This window comes from Thalassospira lucentensis (assembly GCF_011806425.1).
Classification (GTDB): Bacteria; Pseudomonadota; Alphaproteobacteria; order Rhodospirillales; family Thalassospiraceae; genus Thalassospira; species Thalassospira lucentensis_B.
The window spans coordinates 252321-269067 of record NZ_JAATOV010000004.1; the positions used below are offsets into that span (position 1 = coordinate 252321).

Consider the following 16747-nt stretch of genomic DNA (forward strand, 5'->3'; position numbering starts at 1 on the left):
GCACCACTATTGGGCACTGTGCAAGTCGCAGCAACGTTTGCCTGAGACGCTTGGCGATACCTGTCTGCTGCCCCGTTAACAACATCAGTACCCAGCGATGCTTCGACGCCTCAGCATTCGGAACGTAGTTCTTATCGACAAACTGGATCTTGATTTTCACGATGGGCTTAGTGTCCTGACCGGGGAAACAGGTGCCGGTAAATCGATCCTGCTTGACTCGCTTGGCCTCGCCCTTGGGGCGCGTGCTGATAGTGGCCTTGTGCGTCACGGGTTTGATAAATGCAGCGTGACGGCAATCTTTGTTTTGCCGCAAGGTCACCCTGTTTACGGACTTCTATCGCAACAAGATATCGACCTTGAGGGCGAAGAACTGGTCGTTCGCCGTGTCGTCACCGCCGATGGTCGATCACGTGCCTACATCAATGATCAACCGGTATCAGTCGGACTGCTGCGCGAGGTTGGCGATTACTGCGTCGAAATTCAGGGGCAGTTCGATCAGCATGGCTTATTGGATCCGACGACACATCGGGCTACGCTTGATGCCCATGGCAACCTTGGCAACAAGGCCCTTACGGTGCGCGATCATTGGCGCGCCTGGCGCGACACGCAAAAAGAACTAAACGCTGCACGTGCGCGCATCGATAAAGCGCGCGAAGAAGAAGAATGGCTGCGCCACGCAGTTGACGAGCTTGAAAAGCTTGGCCCAGAAGAAGGCGAAGAAGAACGCCTTGCCGAAGAACGCCAATTCTTGATGCATGGCGAAAAGCTGGTGGCCGCCCTTAATGATGCCGGCGGTGAGCTTTCGCGTGGCAAAGGGGCTGAAAGCGCCCTTCGCAGTGCGCAACGTTGCCTGGAACGTGAACTTGAAAAGGCAGACGGGCGGTTTGAACCGATTATCGAAGCCCTTGACCGCGCCGCGATTGAGCTTGAAGAAGCCAACCGTTCAATTTCTGCAACCCTTGCCGACCTTAACGTCGATACCGGTCATCAGGAAAATGTCGAAGAACGCCTGTTTGCCCTGCGTGCGGCAGCACGTAAATATAACGTCCCTGTTGATGGCTTAAACGCGCTGATGCGCGATTTCCGTTCCCAAATTGATCAGCTTGAATTTGGTGAAAAGGAACTCGCCCGCTTAACGGCTGCCGTTGCCCAATACCGCACGGCCTTTGTGGATGCTGCCGAAGAATTGCACGCCGCCCGCAAAGAAGCCGCAGCAAAGCTTGATTCCGCAATCAATACCGAGTTGCCACCCCTTCGCATGGAAAAGGCCAGCTTTGTCACAGACATTGCCAAAGTCGACGAAGCAGAATGGGGCAGTGACGGGATTGACCGCGTGCAATTTACCGTTGCCACCAACCCGGGCAGCCCACCGGGCGCACTCAATAAAATCGCATCTGGTGGTGAACTTTCGCGGTTCTTGCTGGCTTTAAAAGTTGTCTTGGCACGTGTATCCGCCGTTCCCAGCCTTGTCTTTGACGAAGTTGATAGTGGTGTTGGCGGGGCAACCGCCGCGGCAATTGGCGAACGTTTGCATTTATTGGCCAAAGAACGTCAGATCCTTGTCATCACCCACAGCCCGCAAGTCGCCGCCCGCGGGCGCACACATTTTTATATCGCCAAGCGCGAAACCGAAGGCACCATGGTCACCCGTGTTGATGCCCTTATCGAAGAAGCGCGCCGAGAAGAAATTGCGCGTATGTTGGCCGGACATTCTGTAACCTCCGAAGCCCGCGCCGCCGCAGACAGCCTGTTAGAACAACCTCGTTAGACCTCAAGAATGCGCCCCCAAAAGGGACGTTGGGCCTAACTCGCATACGGAACAAAAAGAATATGAGCGCCGAACACGCGTCAGATACGTCAAATCTTCCTGAACTGCCCGAAACCAGCAGCGAGGCACGCAAACAGCATGCGGAAATTTCCGACCGCATCCGCAGTTTCAACGAGGCCTATTACATCAATGACGAGCCGCTGGTTCCCGACGCAGAATATGACGCGCTGTTCAATCGCCTGATCGAACTTGAATCACGCTATCCAACGCTCAAGAAAAACAGTCCAACGCAAGAAGTCGGCGCGGCCCCGGCCGATGGCTTTGCAAAGGTCAAACACGCCCGCCCGATGCTCTCGCTTGGCAATGCGTTTTCCAAAGAAGACATTGTCGATTTTCTGGCCCGTATCCGTCGGTTCCTCAACCTTACCGCCCATAGCCCAGTTGAGGTTGTCGGTGAACCCAAGATCGATGGGCTTTCTTTGTCCTTGCGCTATGAAGACCGAAAGCTTGTCACGGCGGCAACCCGCGGCGACGGATCAGAAGGCGAAGACGTCACCGCCAATGTCGCCCATATCGGGGACATTCCCAAAACCCTTCCCGATGACGCCCCCGATGTGGTCGAAATCCGTGGTGAAGTCTATATGGCGCGTTCCGCGTTTCAGAAACTCAATGAAACGCAGGCCGAAACCGGCGGCAAGACATTTGCCAATCCGCGCAATGCGGCAGCCGGTTCACTGCGCCAACTTGACCCAAGCATCAGTGCCAAACGCCCGTTGCGGTTCTTTGCTTATAGCTTTGGCGAACTTTCCGAAAGCCTCGCCCAGACCCAGTGGGATTTCCTTCAGAAAGTTGATGGCTGGGGCTTTGTGATTAATCCACTCACCCGGCTTGTGAACGATGCCGACGCCATCATGGCGTTTTATGATGAGCTGGGCAAACTGCGCCCGGATCTCGATTACGACATTGATGGTATTGTCTATAAGGTCAATGACTTCGAACTCCAACTGCGCCTTGGCTTTGTCAGCCGATCGCCACGCTGGGCAATTGCCCACAAATTCCCGGCCGAGCAGGCCCGAACACGGGTCAATGCCATCGAAATCCAAGTGGGCCGCACCGGTGCACTTACCCCAGTTGCGCGTCTTGAACCGGTGACGGTGGGCGGTGTTGTCGTATCAAACGCCACACTGCATAACCGTGATGAAATCGAACGGCTGGGTGTCCGTGTCGGCGACATGGTGATTATCCAACGTGCAGGTGACGTGATTCCGCAAGTTGTCGAAGTCATTTTGGATGAACGCCCCGATGACACAACGAAATATGCCTTCCCCAATCACTGCCCGAAATGTCACAGCCACGCGATGCGTGAAGAAGGCGAAGCTGTCACCCGCTGTACCGGGGGGCTGATCTGCCCGGCACAGGCGGTAGAACGCCTTAAACACTTTGTATCTCGCAACGCATTCGACATTGACGGCATGGGCGCCAAAAATATCGAGACCTTTTTTGAAAAGGGATGGGTGCAATCACCCGCCGATATCTTCCGCCTCGAAACGCTTCATGGCGACGACATCCGCAAACTTGAAGGTTGGGGCGAGAAATCCGCAACCAAGCTTTTCAACGGCATTAACGAACGCCGTTCCATCGGCCTTGACCGGTTTATTTACGCCTTGGGCATTCGCCAGATCGGTCAGGCCACCGCAAAACTGCTTGCGCGTCATTACACATCAATCAGCCAATGGCGCACGGCAATTGTTGATGCCAATCAGGCCGACAGTGATGCCCTACGCGAACTGATCAATATTGATCAAATCGGGCCCGGTGTTGCCAAAGACCTGATCGAGTTCATGGCGGAAGACCATAACAAAACCGTTCTTGATGATCTTGAAAGCGTTCTTGATATTCAAGACGTCGAAGCCCCGCAGATTACCGACAGTCCAGTCAATGGGAAGACGGTCGTCTTTACCGGAAAGCTGGAACTGTTTTCGCGTAACGAGGCCAAGGTCAAAGCCGAAAGCCTTGGCGCGAAGGTTGCCGGATCTATCTCAGCCAAAACCGATTATTTGGTTGCAGGTCCGGGTGCGGGATCCAAATTAAAGAAAGCAGAAGAGTTGAGTGTTACTGTGCTTGATGAGCAGGCATGGCTTGATCTGATTGCCAACACCTAAACCCTTGTCATAGCGCGAAGGAAAGAGAACCGATGGAAGATCTGGGAAGTTTTTTTCGCCGTTATGCAGACGCCCATCTTAAGCTTGAGAAATCAGCCCTTGATGAGTTTTATCATTATCCAAGCTTGATTAATGATCTTGCGGGCGTACATGCGATTGGTTCGGTCGACGAACTACATACCTATCATCAGTCGTTCTTTGATGAGCTGAAGAATGCGGATCTATCCGTTGCGAAATCTATTTTGATTGAGCAGCATTCTAGCCTTCCGGGCGGGGCACGCGCGATTGTGTCTTTCCGGTTTGGAAATTCAGAAAACAATCTGATTTTTGACTGCGATTACGCGTTTGCACTTCTTAAACTGGACGATAAATGGAAAATCGTTTTCGCCCAGCTCGATGAAATACGCTATAGCGATCTGTATTGACGTATAGCCTTGCTTGCAAAAAAAGGCTTAACGCCGGGCAACAAGCTGTAATCGGGTCAAATCATCGCCTGTACCGGAACCAAGCACATGTGCGACTTGGCTCGGTTTATTGATGAATTCGGCCAGGCCATAGCCTTGGAAATACATCACCCCGGCCTTCACACCCGCTTCAATCTGTTCGGGCGTTTCACACCGACATAGCACGACCTGACGAATGACGTCTGGCGATAAATTTGCCAAGTTTTTCGTAATCATATCGGGTTCGGCAGTCGCGACATAAATCTTAATGAAACTGGCGACTTCCAGCTCTTTTTCTGACAAGCTGCCGACACCATCTATCGGCACCGCGTCAAGGGCAAGACCAATCCCCAAACGCTGAAAACGACTAAGAATAGACGCAGCAACAGCCGCGTTGCTCCGCCACACTGGTAGGGCAAATTCGACAATCAGTTGGCGGATCTGAACCATGGGGAGCGTTTTAATCATCCGATCAAAATTCACGCTCACTGCGGCAACGGGGTTGAGGTTCAAGAACTGTCGACCACGCGGCTTGCTGCGTTCCTTTGTGATATGCGACAGAACCCGGCTATCAAGCAACTCGGTAAAACGCGAAAACATCCAGGCGTCGCGCATAATCGACTTGCCTGTGATTTCTTCCATCGCGGCCATGGAAACCCACATTTCTTCGCCGTAAAGACTTGGCTTCGTCCCGTAAGCCAGTCTCCATATCGACTGGAAACGGACATGCATCGACATATCTGCCTGTCCGACGATGCGTTCAAGCTCAATCAACTCGCCCAGTTGCGCCGTCGTACATGGGCAATCAGCCTGAAAATCAAGGAACTCTTGCACAAGCTCGGGCGAAGACATCCGCAAATAATCAATACACCGCATCGCAAATTCTGGCGTTTGCTCATCAAGGTCAAAAACGCGGACATCCATCGTGCCGTAACGTCGCGACATAAGAAACGCGTTTAAATCCTCAACGCATTCTTGCATGGCCAAGCATTGTTCACCGGGCACCAAGAGCGATATTGCGTTTCTTGATAACAGCTTCGCCCGAAGTCCCGAAACAAAGCGTTGCTCGACATATCGAACAATTGCGCAAAATACCGTCAAATTACGCGCAGCAGGGATGCCGGAAAAATCAATCACATAGGCGAAGTGTCCCGGCTTATGCAGGCCAGACTGACCGATAGCGTCCAGAACTTCCCTGGGAATTGATCTTCGCACAACACACCCCAATTAAGACATCGAGCCAAAAAAGATACCGATGTATGCGCCGCTTTCATTAGAAACTGTCACTGCGCAGCGGCAGACGCCGTCATTGAATTTTCGTTATTTAGTTTTATATCAATTAAGTACGCCAAAAATCTTGAGCCCGGTCAACTCTTTAAGCTTAAAATACCCACTCTTAGGGATAGAAACTACTCTTAATAGACATCAAATAACGGCAGAAAACCTGCACCCAGTCGGCCGACACCACCTTAAAGAGCATAAACAAAGAGACTCTGGGCATTAAAAATTTAAGAAACACTCACTGAAAGTGCATTGATGGGATGTTCTCGCGACCAAAAACTTTGGGCTACTTTGCTTATAACGGGTTGCTTAATGGCCGTGTCATCGGCACATGCGGATCCTGACTATGAAAGGCTTTCGGGACCGGCCCGTGCGATCGACCCAGACACCTTGGAATTTGGGTTTCGTCGTATTGACCTTTGGGGTGCAGACGCATTTGAGCGGTTTCAAAAATGCCTTTTAAACGGTCAAAGCACAGCCTGTGGTGCCGAAGCATGGCAAATCACAACCAATCTTTTGGTCGCGACACCGATCACATGCGTTGTCCGGGGTAAAAACCGATATCACCGCAATATGGCTGTGTGCCGTAATGCTAATGGTGTCGATATTGGACAAAGCTTGATCATGCGTGGCATGGCAGTCGCCCGTACGGACGAAATGCCTGAATACGGCGCAATAGAAAACCGCACCCGCCAATCACGCAGCGGTGCTTGGGCAGGTCAATTTGTCGACCCTAGGGAATGGCGCTACGGGGAACGCCTTCCTGAACATGAAACCCACGTCTACCGCTGGCAGCGCGACGATTAGTCGTCGTTTGTTCGCGACCTTCGCCGCGTCTTGAGGCCACCTACCCCGATTGATGAGAATGAATTAGCGGGTCAAACCTTATGATTTTCGGGTCGAAAAGAAGGGGCGCGCCAGTAATCTGCCAACACCTGCCAATGTCACGCCATTTTTAAGTGATGCGATCCCAATAGTGACAACCGCAAAGCCAGCGATCTGTGGCAATGTCAGCACTTCCCCGAGCAGAAGCCACGCAGCAAAGAATGTCATGGCGGGCCCAGACAGCGAAATCAAAGCCGCCTGCGTTGCGCCAATGCGACGAATACCTTCATAAAGCAGGAAGAACGGAATGACCGTACAAAAGATGGATATTGCGGCGGTCCACAAAACACCATCAACATTCAAATTAAGCGGATTTTGCACAACCAGTTCGTACAGAATCATCGATAGACCGGCCATTGTGTTGACCAAGGCGGCAAAATGCATCGAACCGATCACCTGGATCATGCGCTGGCCAAAATAAAGGTAAGCAGCATAGGTCAGCGCCGATGCAAAGGCCCAAAACGCCCCCAACCACAACGTACCAGATACCGCCCCCAAACCGTCCGGCGCCAATACCAGCACCAGGCCGAGATAGGTCACGATAAAACAAAATATCTGACGCAAGGGTGGCAACCGCCATTTATGCAGGCATTCAAGAATCAGAACAATGGCAGGAAAGGTGAACAGAACAATCCGCGATACGGTCACTTCGATGATCGATACTGCCGTAAAATCAAACAGAGCAGCGGCAAAGAACAAACCGCCATATAAGCCCCCCCACGCCAGATCAACTGGCTTCATCGCGCGTTCGCCTGGGCGGTTCTTGCCGAAAAAATATACCCCAATCCAGAAAAAGGGCATCGCGATCATAAATCGCAACAGCAAAAGCCCATCCACCGTCATCCCGGTCGCATAAACAAACTTTGCCAGAAGTCCCTTCATGGCAAAGGCAGCTGTTGAAAGCAGCACAAGTGTCAGCGCGGAACCGACGGGTTTCGCAGCAGCTTGCGACGGGGCGGGTGATGTCATGGTGGTCTCCGATCCTGAATTGGTCGCCACTATCTAAGACATAATCCCATTATTCAATTCGAATTAATTGCTATCAGATATCAGTTTTGGCTATACCTGTACCCAACACATAGCGGTTTTGCGGAAAGCTCGCGCACATAAGGACCCATTTCCATGGATATCAAACAACTTCGAAGTTTCGTCCATATTGCCGAACTGGGCAGCCTTTCACGCGCGGCCGAGCGACTGAACCTTTCCCAACCCGCGCTGAGCCGCCAGCTTAATTTGCTGGAAGAAGCGCTTGATACAAAACTGCTGGAACGGACGGGACGCGGGGTCAAACTGACCGAAGCCGGCCAGATGCTGGTTGAACGCGCACGGGTTATTCTGGGCGATCTTGCCAGATTAGAGGCAGATCTATCTGCCCAGCGCAGCCAAGTTACCGGGCATGTGCATGTTGGTGTTCCGCCAAGTGCCGGGATCGTGATAACCGGCGCCCTGGTCGAAGCCCTGCGCGAGAGGTTCCCCGATTTAAACATCTCAATCGCCGAAGACCTTACCGGCGATGTGCAAGAAGGTTTGTTGTCGGGGCGTCTTGATATCGGCATTTTGCACGACGGGATGATATCGCGCAGCCTGCATGCGGAGCCACTGTGGCGTGAAGACCTTTATCTGATTTCCCATCCATCCAAAGTCGGCGAGCAGGAAACGGAAATCGCGTTCGAGGATGTCTTGTCCTTGCCACTCATCATGCCAACCAACAAACACGGTTTGCGCGCAAAGATGCAAGAAACCGCCTTTCGCGCGGGCCGTCCGTTATCCCCAGTGGTTGAGGCAGATGCACTTCGGGTTCTTGTCGATCTGGTGCATCGTGATTTGGGCCATACCGTGTTACCGCGAAGCTCGCTTGTGATGGAGCTTTCCACCGGGCGCCTACGCGCACGACGCATTATAAATCCGGAACTGTCGCGCAAAGTCATGCTTTCATGGCTGCATGACCGTCCACTTAGCACCGGCGGCAAGGCCGTTGTCGATACACTTCGCGAACTTGCCGGAACCATGCCGATTGCCGCAACGGATTAAGCCAGAAAGCATATATATAAAACCCCGGCAGATTAATTCTGCCGGGGTTTGTCGTTTAATATAGCCAAAGCATGAAAGCTAATTAGACAGGGGCCTCTGAGTCAGATGACTTCTGCCACAGGTTCAAGCCACCCTCGGCAGCGTATTTATCGATCTCAGCTAGATCTTCAGCGCTAAATTCAAGGTTATCAAGCGCATCAAGACTGTTATCAAGCTGCTCCACATGGCGCGCACCGATTAGGGCCGAGGTAATTTCCGGGCGCCGCAGGACCCAGGCAATCGCCATCTGTGCCAATGACTGGCCACGGCGGGTTGCGATCTCGTTTAATGCCCGTACACGGTTTAAGTTTTCTTCGGTCAGCATTCTGGTCTGGAATGATCCTTCAAGGGCCGCACGGGAATCTTCGGGCACGCCGTTAAGATACTTGTTGGTCAACAGCCCCTGCGCCAAGGGTGAAAACGCAATACACCCCATGCCAAGGTCCGATAACGTATCAAGCAACCCTTCATTTTCGACCCAGCGGTTCAGCATCGAATAGGATGGCTGGTGAATAACGCAAGGTGTGCCAAGATCGGCAAGGATCGCATGTGCTTCGCGGGTCATCTGCGGCGAATAGGACGAAATCCCAACATAAAGCGCCTTGCCAGATCGCACGATCTGATCAAGTGCGCCCATGGTTTCGGCTAATGGCGTATTGGGATCAACACGATGTGAATAGAAGATATCAACATAATCAAGCCCCATCCGCTTAAGGCTTTGATCCAGGCTTGAAATCAAATATTTGCGTGATCCCCACTCGCCAAACGGCCCCGGCCACATGCGATAGCCCGCCTTGGTCGAGATAATCAATTCATCTCGATGTTTACCAAGATCTTGGGCAAGCGCTTTGCCAAAGTTTTCTTCGGCAGATCCGGGCGGCGGGCCATAGTTGTTGGCCAAATCAAAATGAAATACACCGCGATCAAAAGCACGGCGGATCATGGCGCGTTGCGTTTCATAAACATCTACGCCGCCAAAATTTTGCCAAAGGCCCAAGGTGATTTTCGGCAGCATCAAACCGCTATTGCCGCAGCGATTATAGGTCTCGGCGTCGTAGCGGTTGGGGTTTACCATCCACTGGTTTTCGACTTCAGCCATGTCTTCCTCCTGTTATCAGAAGCGGTTTTCCGCCTTCATTTGAATCGATACAATATTCTATTTTTAGGCTATTTAGCGCGCCCTGTCATTCACCCGCATATGAAAAAGCCGCCCCACAGATCGGAGCGGCCTTTGTTTTTCACAATGTGGGAAGATGCAAAGCTATCATACACGTTTTTTCTTAATTGGTGCCGTTGCCTTTTGCAGCCATTCAAGATGATCTTCGTCCAACTCGTCGGCATAAATGGCATAAACCTGCGCGTGGTAATCATTTAGCCACTGCAGTTCATCCGCACTCATCAACTCCGGATCAATCAATTTACGCTCAATCGGCGAGAAGGTCAGGGTTTCAAACCCCAGCATTTTACGATCCGCCCCAACCGGTCCATCAATCTCGATGACGGCAATCAGATTCTCAATGCGAATACCGTATTCGCCTTCTTTGTAAAAGCCCGGCTCGTTCGACAGCACCATTCCCGGCTTAAGCGCGATTGTATTGGCTGCCTTTGAAATACGTTGCGGGCCTTCGTGAACGCCAAGGTAACTGCCAACGCCGTGGCCCGTCCCGTGATCAAAATCAAGACCAACTTCCCAAAGCGGCATTCGCGCAAGCGTATCAAGCTGGTTACCCGTCGTACCGACCGGGAAGATCGCACGTGCAAGGGCAATGTGCCCCTTAAGAACCCGCGTGAAACGATCACGGTGTTCCTGACTTGGCTGCCCAATCACCGTGGTACGGGTAATGTCGGTTGTGCCATCGACATATTGACCGCCGGAATCAATCAGGAAAATCTCACCCGGTGTCAGGTTCCGATTGCTTTCGGGTGTGTTGCGATAATGGCAAAGCGCGCCATTGGGGCCACTTCCCGGAATGGTTTCAAAGCTTGAATCGCGAAACAGCGGATCTTCAGCACGTAGTGACAAAAGTTTATCCGCAGCAACCCGTTCATCAATACTGCCATCGGATGCCGTTTCATCAAGCCACTTGAAATAACGAATGATCTTTTCGCCGTCACGCTTATGCGCCTTACGAGATCCTTCAAGCTCAACATCATTTTTGCAAGCCTTGGGAATGGCAACCGGGTCACGCCCCACCCGCACGGTCGCCCCTGCTTCGCTTAGCTTCATGCGCAACCAATCGGCCGCGGTTGCTTCATCCAACCGGACAGACTGGTTCCCCATCCCGGCAAGGGCATCAGACAATTCACCAGGGGCACGCAAGGTTGCCTCATTTTCCAGCCACGTAATCGTCTCAGCAGCCAGTTTACGTTGATCCATAAACAGTTCGACCGAGGCATCGCTGTGAATGATGGCATAGCCAAGCGCAAGCGGGGTTTGCGGTACGTCGGCACCGCGAATATTCAAAAGCCACGCAATGCTGTCCGGGGCCGATAAGATTGCGCTATCGCACGAAATACGCGACAGGGCATCGGCAATTTGTGCCCGTTTATCCGCAGCTGATTTACCGGCATATTCCAACGGATGTGGGCGGACGGGGCCAAGGGGCATGGCCGGTTGGGAATACCAAATCGCATCAATCGGGTTGGTTTCAAGCGCGACCAGCTCGGCCCCAACACCTTCGCAAGCGGCGCGTAAATGCTTTGCCTGCTGCACCGTATGCACCCACGGGTCATAAGCCATTTTCTGGCCGGCTCTCAGATTATCATGCAACCAGCCAACAACCGGTTCTTCGACCAAATGGCGATATTCAAACAAATCAGCATTAACCTGCTGACGCACCTGAATGGTGTAGCGGCCATCCACAAAGACGGCGGCCTTATCAGCAAGTACCACCGCCGCACCAGCCGATCCTGTAAAGCCGGTCAACCATGCCAGCCGTTCGGCACGAGCGGGGACGTTTTCGCCCTGATGCTCATCGGCACGCGGCACAAGAAAACCGTCAATCCCCTTGGCAGACAGATATTCACGCAGCGATGCAACCCGCTCTTTCGGGTCAAATCCATCCTTTGCCACCTTAAACAAGCCTTTGCGTTCGTCTCGAAGCGTCAGCAAAGCAGATTTAAGCGTGTCACTTGGCGATTGTGCGATCAGGTCAATCCAATCGGTGCGCGTTGCACCATCCGCCGCCGCAAGCACCCCATCAACGAGGTCGATGATCGCGCTAACATCCTTGCCAACATTTTCCTGTTCGAGCAGGGCTGCAAGTTTTTGGTCGCCGGAAATGGTCATGAATATCCTCTTTTCGCTACATGGGGCAGACACCTATGTAAGGGGTGTTGCCAACGCGGTGCAAGCTTCAAACAAACTTTGAATATTTTACATTATTCGTATTGGTAATCACTTCACATGCGTCAGAGGTATGAATGCCCTGCAAGCTTCGCAATGCAAATTAGATAAAGATTAACTTATTACATCTCTGTGACAAAAAGATGCCCTGTCGGGACGTCAATTTGCAGGAGACCACGAACGGTGATCCGTTTTCCTATTACTGCCCTAAGTGTCGTACAATCTCGTCGTCGTCAGACGGCCTATGACGGTCTTGAGCGCCTGACCCTTGGTCAAAGAGCAGCACTTGGCCTTGATATTGGCCCTGCCCATCTGGCTGATGATGAAGGATACCGGTCGCCAATCGGTAAAAACGACACCTTGGACAAGGATTAAAGGATCTTCCCGCCCGGACTGGTCGGATGCCCAAGGACGCCACGCAGGATCAAGGTTCATGATCCTAGCGGTAATTTTTGTTTCTTCCCTCTGAAACGGCCCTGCCTCTCCACGGCGGGGCCGTTTCTTTTTGACCAAGCCCATTCATCAGCGCCATAGTGTTCAAAACAAAGACTATTTTTGTGTGGGGGAACCATGACCAAAACAATCCTAATCACTGGTGGATCGCGCGGCATTGGCCGTGCAACAGCCGTTCTTTTTGCCCAAAAGGGATGGAACGTCGCCATCAGCTTTGTCGGCAATCAAGAAAGTGCTGATCAAACCTGTGCCAAGTGCGAAAGAGTCGGTTTTACCGGCAACGCCTTTGCGCGCAAATGTGATGTCCGTGACGAAGACAGCGTTGTGGCGTTTTTTGCCGCTACCCGCGAACGGTTTGGTGCGATTGATGCTGTTGTCAATAATGCCGGAATCGTTGCCCCACAAAGCACATTGGCCGAAATGACCGTTGTTCGCATGAAGGCGGTCTTTGATACCAACGTTCTTGGCGCCTATCTTGTCGCACGCGAAGCCGCACGCACGGTTTCGCCGGGCGGTACGATTGTCAATGTATCGTCAGTAGCTGCCAAACTAGGATCCCCCGGCGAATATGTCGATTACGCCGGATCAAAGGGTGCGGTTGATAGCCTGACAATTGGTTTATCAAAGGAACTTGGCCCGAAGGGCATTCGCGTTAACGCGGTCCGACCAGGCATCATTGACACCGATATTCACGGCAGTGTCGGCCGCCCAGAACGGGTTACAGAAATCGGCCCCGCCTGCCCGCTGGGGCGCCCGGGTCAAGCAGACGAAGTCGCCCAAAGCATCTATTGGCTGATCTCCGATGATGCATCCTATGTCACAGGAAGCCTTTTGGATGTTTCTGGCGGGCGGTAGTCGCGCTGTTAATGACGTGATGCGTTCTAGACCAAAGACATCACTTTGGTATGAAACGAAAAAGGCCACGCAGTTTGATTGCGTGGCGTTTCGAATTTTGATGGTGACGCGACTTAGCCAACCAAAAGCGTCGTCCAATTTTCGACTTTAAACCGTTTGATCAGCGACAAGCCAACTTCGCGATACGCCGACAGGACAAACTGTTCTTGATGTGACAACAACCCGGACAGGATCACAACACCGTCCTCAGACAAGGTGCTGGTCAGATCACGCGCCATTGACCGCAATGGCCGGGCAAGAATGTTGGCACAGATAATGTCGTAATATCCGGCATCCCGAATGCGGGTATCCTGAAAACCATTTGAATGAATGGCCGTTACCAGATCGGCGATCTTGTTGATTTTGGCATTTTCGCGCGCGACACGCACCGATGCCGGATCAATATCGGCCATCATGACGGGGCTGCGCCAGGTTTTGGCACAGGCCATGCCCAAAATGCCGGACCCACAGCCCATATCAAGGGCGTTTTGGCGTGCGCCTCGTTTGGCGACCCAATCAATGGCGGCCAAGCACCCCTTGGTGGTCTGGTGTTCACCCGATCCAAATGCCAACCCGGCATCCACCTGCAAACCGGTTTTGGCCACAGGAACACCTTCGCCCCAATGCGATCCATGAACATAAAAACGTCCGACTGAAATCGGCTTAAAGCTGCGCAGGTTTTCAGTGACCCAGTCTTTGGGTTCATAGGTGCCAAAAGTCACATTTGGGGCGTCGATCCCAACAGCTGTTGCCATGATCGACACCGCCGTCTCGACAGCCGCCTTATCAAACAACTCGCCAGAAAAACCTTCAATGCGCCATGGCCCATCCGGATCGCCATCGCGTTCGAAATGAGACAGCGCGTCACAATATTCATACAATGCTTCGGCGAACGCCGCAGCATAGGCGCCATCAACTTCGAACTGGAAGTTATAGCAAAGAACGGGTTCGGTCATATCGCTTCTCGCTTATCAGGGCAGCGCGCAATCGCCGCCCGGTTAGATCTAAACGCCAAATATTGCTTCGGGGCTTACCCCGGCAGGATGAAGCTGTCGACCACTTTCTTGGTGCCGACACCTTCGAAATGGATCTCGAGCTTGCTGCCTTCAACCGCGCGTACGGTTCCGGAACCGAATTTGCGGTGACGCACGGTATCGCCAACCTTGTATTTTGATAATTTCGACGAGGTCGAATAACTAACGTCGCCATCGGGCTTTACATCAATGACGTTCTTGCGCACCCGATCCTGCCAGCCGCTTGACGCAAACTTGCGTTCGCCAGCACCAAGGACCTTATTGCGGTTTGAACTGTCGTCGGCCCAGCTTGGCATTTTCATCCAATCATCCGATCCCCATGCACCGGGCGAATGATTGCCACCATGCCCACCAAGGCCGGTATCACTGATCCGTTCGATATGCTCGTCAGGCAATTCATCGACAAAGCGCGATGGCAATGCCGATTGCCATTGATTATAAATCCGCCGGTTTGCCGCATACAGCACCGTTGCACGTTTGCGTGCGCGCGTGATCCCGACATAGGCCAGACGGCGTTCTTCCTCGAGGCCCTTAACGCCACTTTCATCCATGGCGCGCTGATGGGGGAATACGCCCTCTTCCCAACCGGGCAAGAAGACATAATTAAACTCGAGCCCCTTGGCCGCATGCAGGGTCATGATCGTGACTTTTTCTTCATGATCATTCTGCGCGTTTTCCATTACCAGTGACACATGCTCAAGGAAGCTGGTCAGGTTTTCAAACTCGCCAATCGCGGACACCAGTTCCTTAAGGTTTTCCAGACGGCCGGGAGCGTCAATTTCCTTGGATGTCCGCCACATGTCGGTATAGCCGCTTTCATCAAGGACGGTTTCGACCACCTCAACATGGGACTTTTCAGCCAGCATCTTGCCCCAGCGTTCAAAATCACCAAGCAACCCACCAATGCTTTGACGCATTTTGGGTTTAAGTTCTTCGGTATCAATCAAATCGCGGGCCGCTGCGGGCAGCGGGATTTCCTTATCACGCGAATATTGATGCAGGGTTTGAAGGGTAGCCTTGCCAACGCCGCGTTTCGGGACGTTTACAATACGTTCAAATGCCAAACTGTCATTGGGCTGGGCCACCATGCGGATATAGGCCAGCGCATCGCGGATTTCCTGACGCTCGTAAAAACGCGGGCCGCCGACAACCCGGTACGGAATACCAAGTGTAATCAGGCGTTCTTCAAATTCGCGGGTCTGAAAACCTGCACGAACAAGGATCGCCATCTGGGCGGCACCAATGCCATCTCTTTGCAGCGCCTCGATGTCTTCGCCGACCAAACGTGCCTCGGCTTCGCCATCCCACACACCTTTGACAAAGACCTTCTCGCCGGTGTCGATTTCCGTCCAAAGCTGTTTGCCCAAACGGCCATCGTTAAACGTGATCAATTTGGACGCAGCGGCCAAAATATGCGGCGTAGAACGATAATTCTGTTCCAGCTTAACAACTTTGGCGCCGGGGAAATCAGACTCAAACCGCAGGATGTTGCCAACCTCTGCCCCGCGCCAGCTATAGATCGCCTGATCATCATCACCGACACAGCAAATATTGCGGTGGACCATCGCCATTGCGCGCAGCCAAAGATACTGCGCGACGTTGGTATCTTGATACTCATCGACCAAAATATAGCGGAAGGTATTTTGATACTGCTTGAGAACTTCGGGATGCTTTTGAAACAGTGTGAGACAATGCAGTAGCAAGTCACCAAAATCGCAGGCATTTAGAACCTTCAGGCGATCTTGATAAATCTGATACAGGTGCTTGGCCCCACCATTGGCGAACTCGACACTTTCATTGACGCGATCCGGCGTAAGCCCCTTATCCTTCCAGCGCTGAATAATACCCATCAGCTGCTTGGCGGGCCATTTTTTCGGATCGATCTGTTCGGCATCCATAATCTGCTTAAGCAGACGGACCTGATCATCACTATCCAGAATGGTGAAATTCGATTGCAGGCCGATCAAATCAGCATGACGGCGTAACAAACGCGCCGACAGCGAGTGGAACGTGCCAAGCCACCATCCTTCGACAGGACGGCCAAGAGCCTCTGCCACGCGTTCCTGCATTTCCTTTGCCGCACGGTTGGTAAAGGTCACGGCAAGAATTTGCTGAGGATGCAAGCGTTCGGTTTGCGATTTGGTTTCAAGCAAATGCGCAAGCCGCGTCGTCAGAACACGGGTTTTCCCGGTTCCCGCACCGGCCAAAACCAGCAAGGGGCCGTCCAATGTGTCGACAGCGTCGCGTTGCTCGGCATTCAGGTTATTGAGATATGCCGGGGTCGGTGCATCGGCCAGACGCATTTCGGGACTGGCGGCGAATTCATCAATTTCGAAGGGATCATCCATCATGACTGCATATATATCACGCTGCGATTTCAGAACCAGCCCCATAGAGGTCACGCACTGAAA

13 protein-coding genes are annotated in these 16747 nt (G+C 52.6%); 7 read left to right on the plus strand and 6 right to left on the minus strand.

The annotated features are described in order from the left end of the window. Window positions 1-97 precede the first annotated feature (97 nt). The 3 genes from recN (at window position 98) to HCZ99_RS14650 (ending at window position 4355) form a co-directional block, all read left to right on the plus strand. Window positions 98-1768, plus strand: coding sequence for a DNA repair protein RecN (recN, locus tag HCZ99_RS14640; protein ID WP_167447746.1), 1671 nt, complete (start codon window positions 98-100; stop codon window positions 1766-1768). Window positions 1769-1830: 62 nt separating this feature from the next. Further along, a complete protein-coding gene (ligA, locus tag HCZ99_RS14645; protein WP_167447747.1) occupies window positions 1831-3930 on the plus strand; it encodes an NAD-dependent DNA ligase LigA in 2100 nt (699 codons plus the stop codon). Window positions 3931-3962: 32 nt separating this feature from the next. Next, window positions 3963-4355 carry a hypothetical protein gene (locus HCZ99_RS14650; RefSeq protein WP_167447748.1) on the plus strand — a complete coding sequence of 131 codons (393 nt, stop codon included), beginning with the start codon at window positions 3963-3965 and terminating at the stop codon, window positions 4353-4355. A gap of 27 nt (window positions 4356-4382) precedes the next feature. Here HCZ99_RS14650 and HCZ99_RS14655 read toward each other — a convergent pair whose 3' ends face one another. Beyond that, window positions 4383-5318 (minus strand): hypothetical protein, encoded by a 936-nt coding sequence (locus HCZ99_RS14655; RefSeq protein ID WP_167447749.1) that lies wholly within the window; start codon window positions 5316-5318, stop codon window positions 4383-4385. Between the two features lie 648 nt (window positions 5319-5966). Between HCZ99_RS14655 and HCZ99_RS14660 the strand changes: the two genes are divergently transcribed. Next, the gene (locus tag HCZ99_RS14660; RefSeq protein ID WP_254869630.1) at window positions 5967-6461 is read left to right on the plus strand and encodes a thermonuclease family protein; all 495 of its coding nucleotides are present in this window, start codon (window positions 5967-5969) and stop codon (window positions 6459-6461) included. 78 nt (window positions 6462-6539) lie between these two features. Here HCZ99_RS14660 and HCZ99_RS14665 read toward each other — a convergent pair whose 3' ends face one another. Continuing rightward, a complete protein-coding gene (locus tag HCZ99_RS14665; RefSeq protein ID WP_167447750.1) occupies window positions 6540-7508 on the minus strand; it encodes a DMT family transporter in 969 nt (322 codons plus the stop codon). Window positions 7509-7661: 153 nt separating this feature from the next. Between HCZ99_RS14665 and HCZ99_RS14670 the strand changes: the two genes are divergently transcribed. After that, a complete protein-coding gene (locus HCZ99_RS14670; protein ID WP_167447751.1) occupies window positions 7662-8570 on the plus strand; it encodes a LysR family transcriptional regulator in 909 nt (302 codons plus the stop codon). Window positions 8571-8652: 82 nt separating this feature from the next. Here HCZ99_RS14670 and mgrA read toward each other — a convergent pair whose 3' ends face one another. Further along, window positions 8653-9708 carry an L-glyceraldehyde 3-phosphate reductase gene (mgrA, locus tag HCZ99_RS14675; protein WP_303047850.1) on the minus strand — a complete coding sequence of 352 codons (1056 nt, stop codon included), beginning with the start codon at window positions 9706-9708 and terminating at the stop codon, window positions 8653-8655. A gap of 165 nt (window positions 9709-9873) precedes the next feature. Continuing rightward, window positions 9874-11898 (minus strand): aminopeptidase P family protein, encoded by a 2025-nt coding sequence (locus tag HCZ99_RS14680; protein ID WP_167447752.1) that lies wholly within the window; start codon window positions 11896-11898, stop codon window positions 9874-9876. A gap of 240 nt (window positions 11899-12138) precedes the next feature. On the opposite strand from HCZ99_RS14680, the gene HCZ99_RS14685 reads away from it, so the two are divergent. Together HCZ99_RS14685 and HCZ99_RS14690 are read left to right on the plus strand one after the other, a co-directional pair. Continuing rightward, entirely contained in the window at window positions 12139-12330 is a 192-nt protein-coding gene (locus HCZ99_RS14685) for a hypothetical protein (protein ID WP_167447753.1), read from the plus strand. Window positions 12331-12525: 195 nt separating this feature from the next. After that, window positions 12526-13263 (plus strand): SDR family oxidoreductase, encoded by a 738-nt coding sequence (locus HCZ99_RS14690; protein WP_167447754.1) that lies wholly within the window; start codon window positions 12526-12528, stop codon window positions 13261-13263. Between the two features lie 113 nt (window positions 13264-13376). Here the strand turns inward: HCZ99_RS14690 and HCZ99_RS14695 are convergent, their stop codons facing one another. Then, complete coding sequence (locus tag HCZ99_RS14695) at window positions 13377-14258, minus strand: 50S ribosomal protein L11 methyltransferase (protein ID WP_167447755.1); 882 nt, start codon at window positions 14256-14258, stop codon at window positions 13377-13379. A 74-nt stretch (window positions 14259-14332) separates the two neighbouring features. Further along, window positions 14333-16684, minus strand: coding sequence for an ATP-dependent helicase (locus HCZ99_RS14700; RefSeq protein WP_167447860.1), 2352 nt, complete (start codon window positions 16682-16684; stop codon window positions 14333-14335). Window positions 16685-16747: the final 63 nt, after the last annotated feature.

Coding starts and splice junctions, on each gene's coding strand:
- HCZ99_RS14650 (WP_167447748.1), top strand. CDS start 3,963: ATGGAAGATCTGGGAAGTTTTTTTCGCCGTTATGCAGACGCCCATCTT.
- HCZ99_RS14665 (WP_167447750.1), bottom strand. CDS start 7,508: ATGACATCACCCGCCCCGTCGCAAGCTGCTGCGAAACCCGTCGGTTCC.
- HCZ99_RS14695 (WP_167447755.1), bottom strand. CDS start 14,258: ATGACCGAACCCGTTCTTTGCTATAACTTCCAGTTCGAAGTTGATGGC.
- ligA (WP_167447747.1), top strand. CDS start 1,831: ATGAGCGCCGAACACGCGTCAGATACGTCAAATCTTCCTGAACTGCCC.
- recN (WP_167447746.1), top strand. CDS start 98: ATGCTTCGACGCCTCAGCATTCGGAACGTAGTTCTTATCGACAAACTG.
- HCZ99_RS14670 (WP_167447751.1), top strand. CDS start 7,662: ATGGATATCAAACAACTTCGAAGTTTCGTCCATATTGCCGAACTGGGC.
- HCZ99_RS14690 (WP_167447754.1), top strand. CDS start 12,526: ATGACCAAAACAATCCTAATCACTGGTGGATCGCGCGGCATTGGCCGT.
- HCZ99_RS14680 (WP_167447752.1), bottom strand. CDS start 11,898: ATGACCATTTCCGGCGACCAAAAACTTGCAGCCCTGCTCGAACAGGAA.
- mgrA (WP_303047850.1), bottom strand. CDS start 9,708: ATGGCTGAAGTCGAAAACCAGTGGATGGTAAACCCCAACCGCTACGAC.
- HCZ99_RS14655 (WP_167447749.1), bottom strand. CDS start 5,318: ATGTCGCGACGTTACGGCACGATGGATGTCCGCGTTTTTGACCTTGAT.
- HCZ99_RS14660 (WP_254869630.1), top strand. CDS start 5,967: ATGGCCGTGTCATCGGCACATGCGGATCCTGACTATGAAAGGCTTTCG.
- HCZ99_RS14700 (WP_167447860.1), bottom strand. CDS start 16,684: ATGGATGATCCCTTCGAAATTGATGAATTCGCCGCCAGTCCCGAAATG.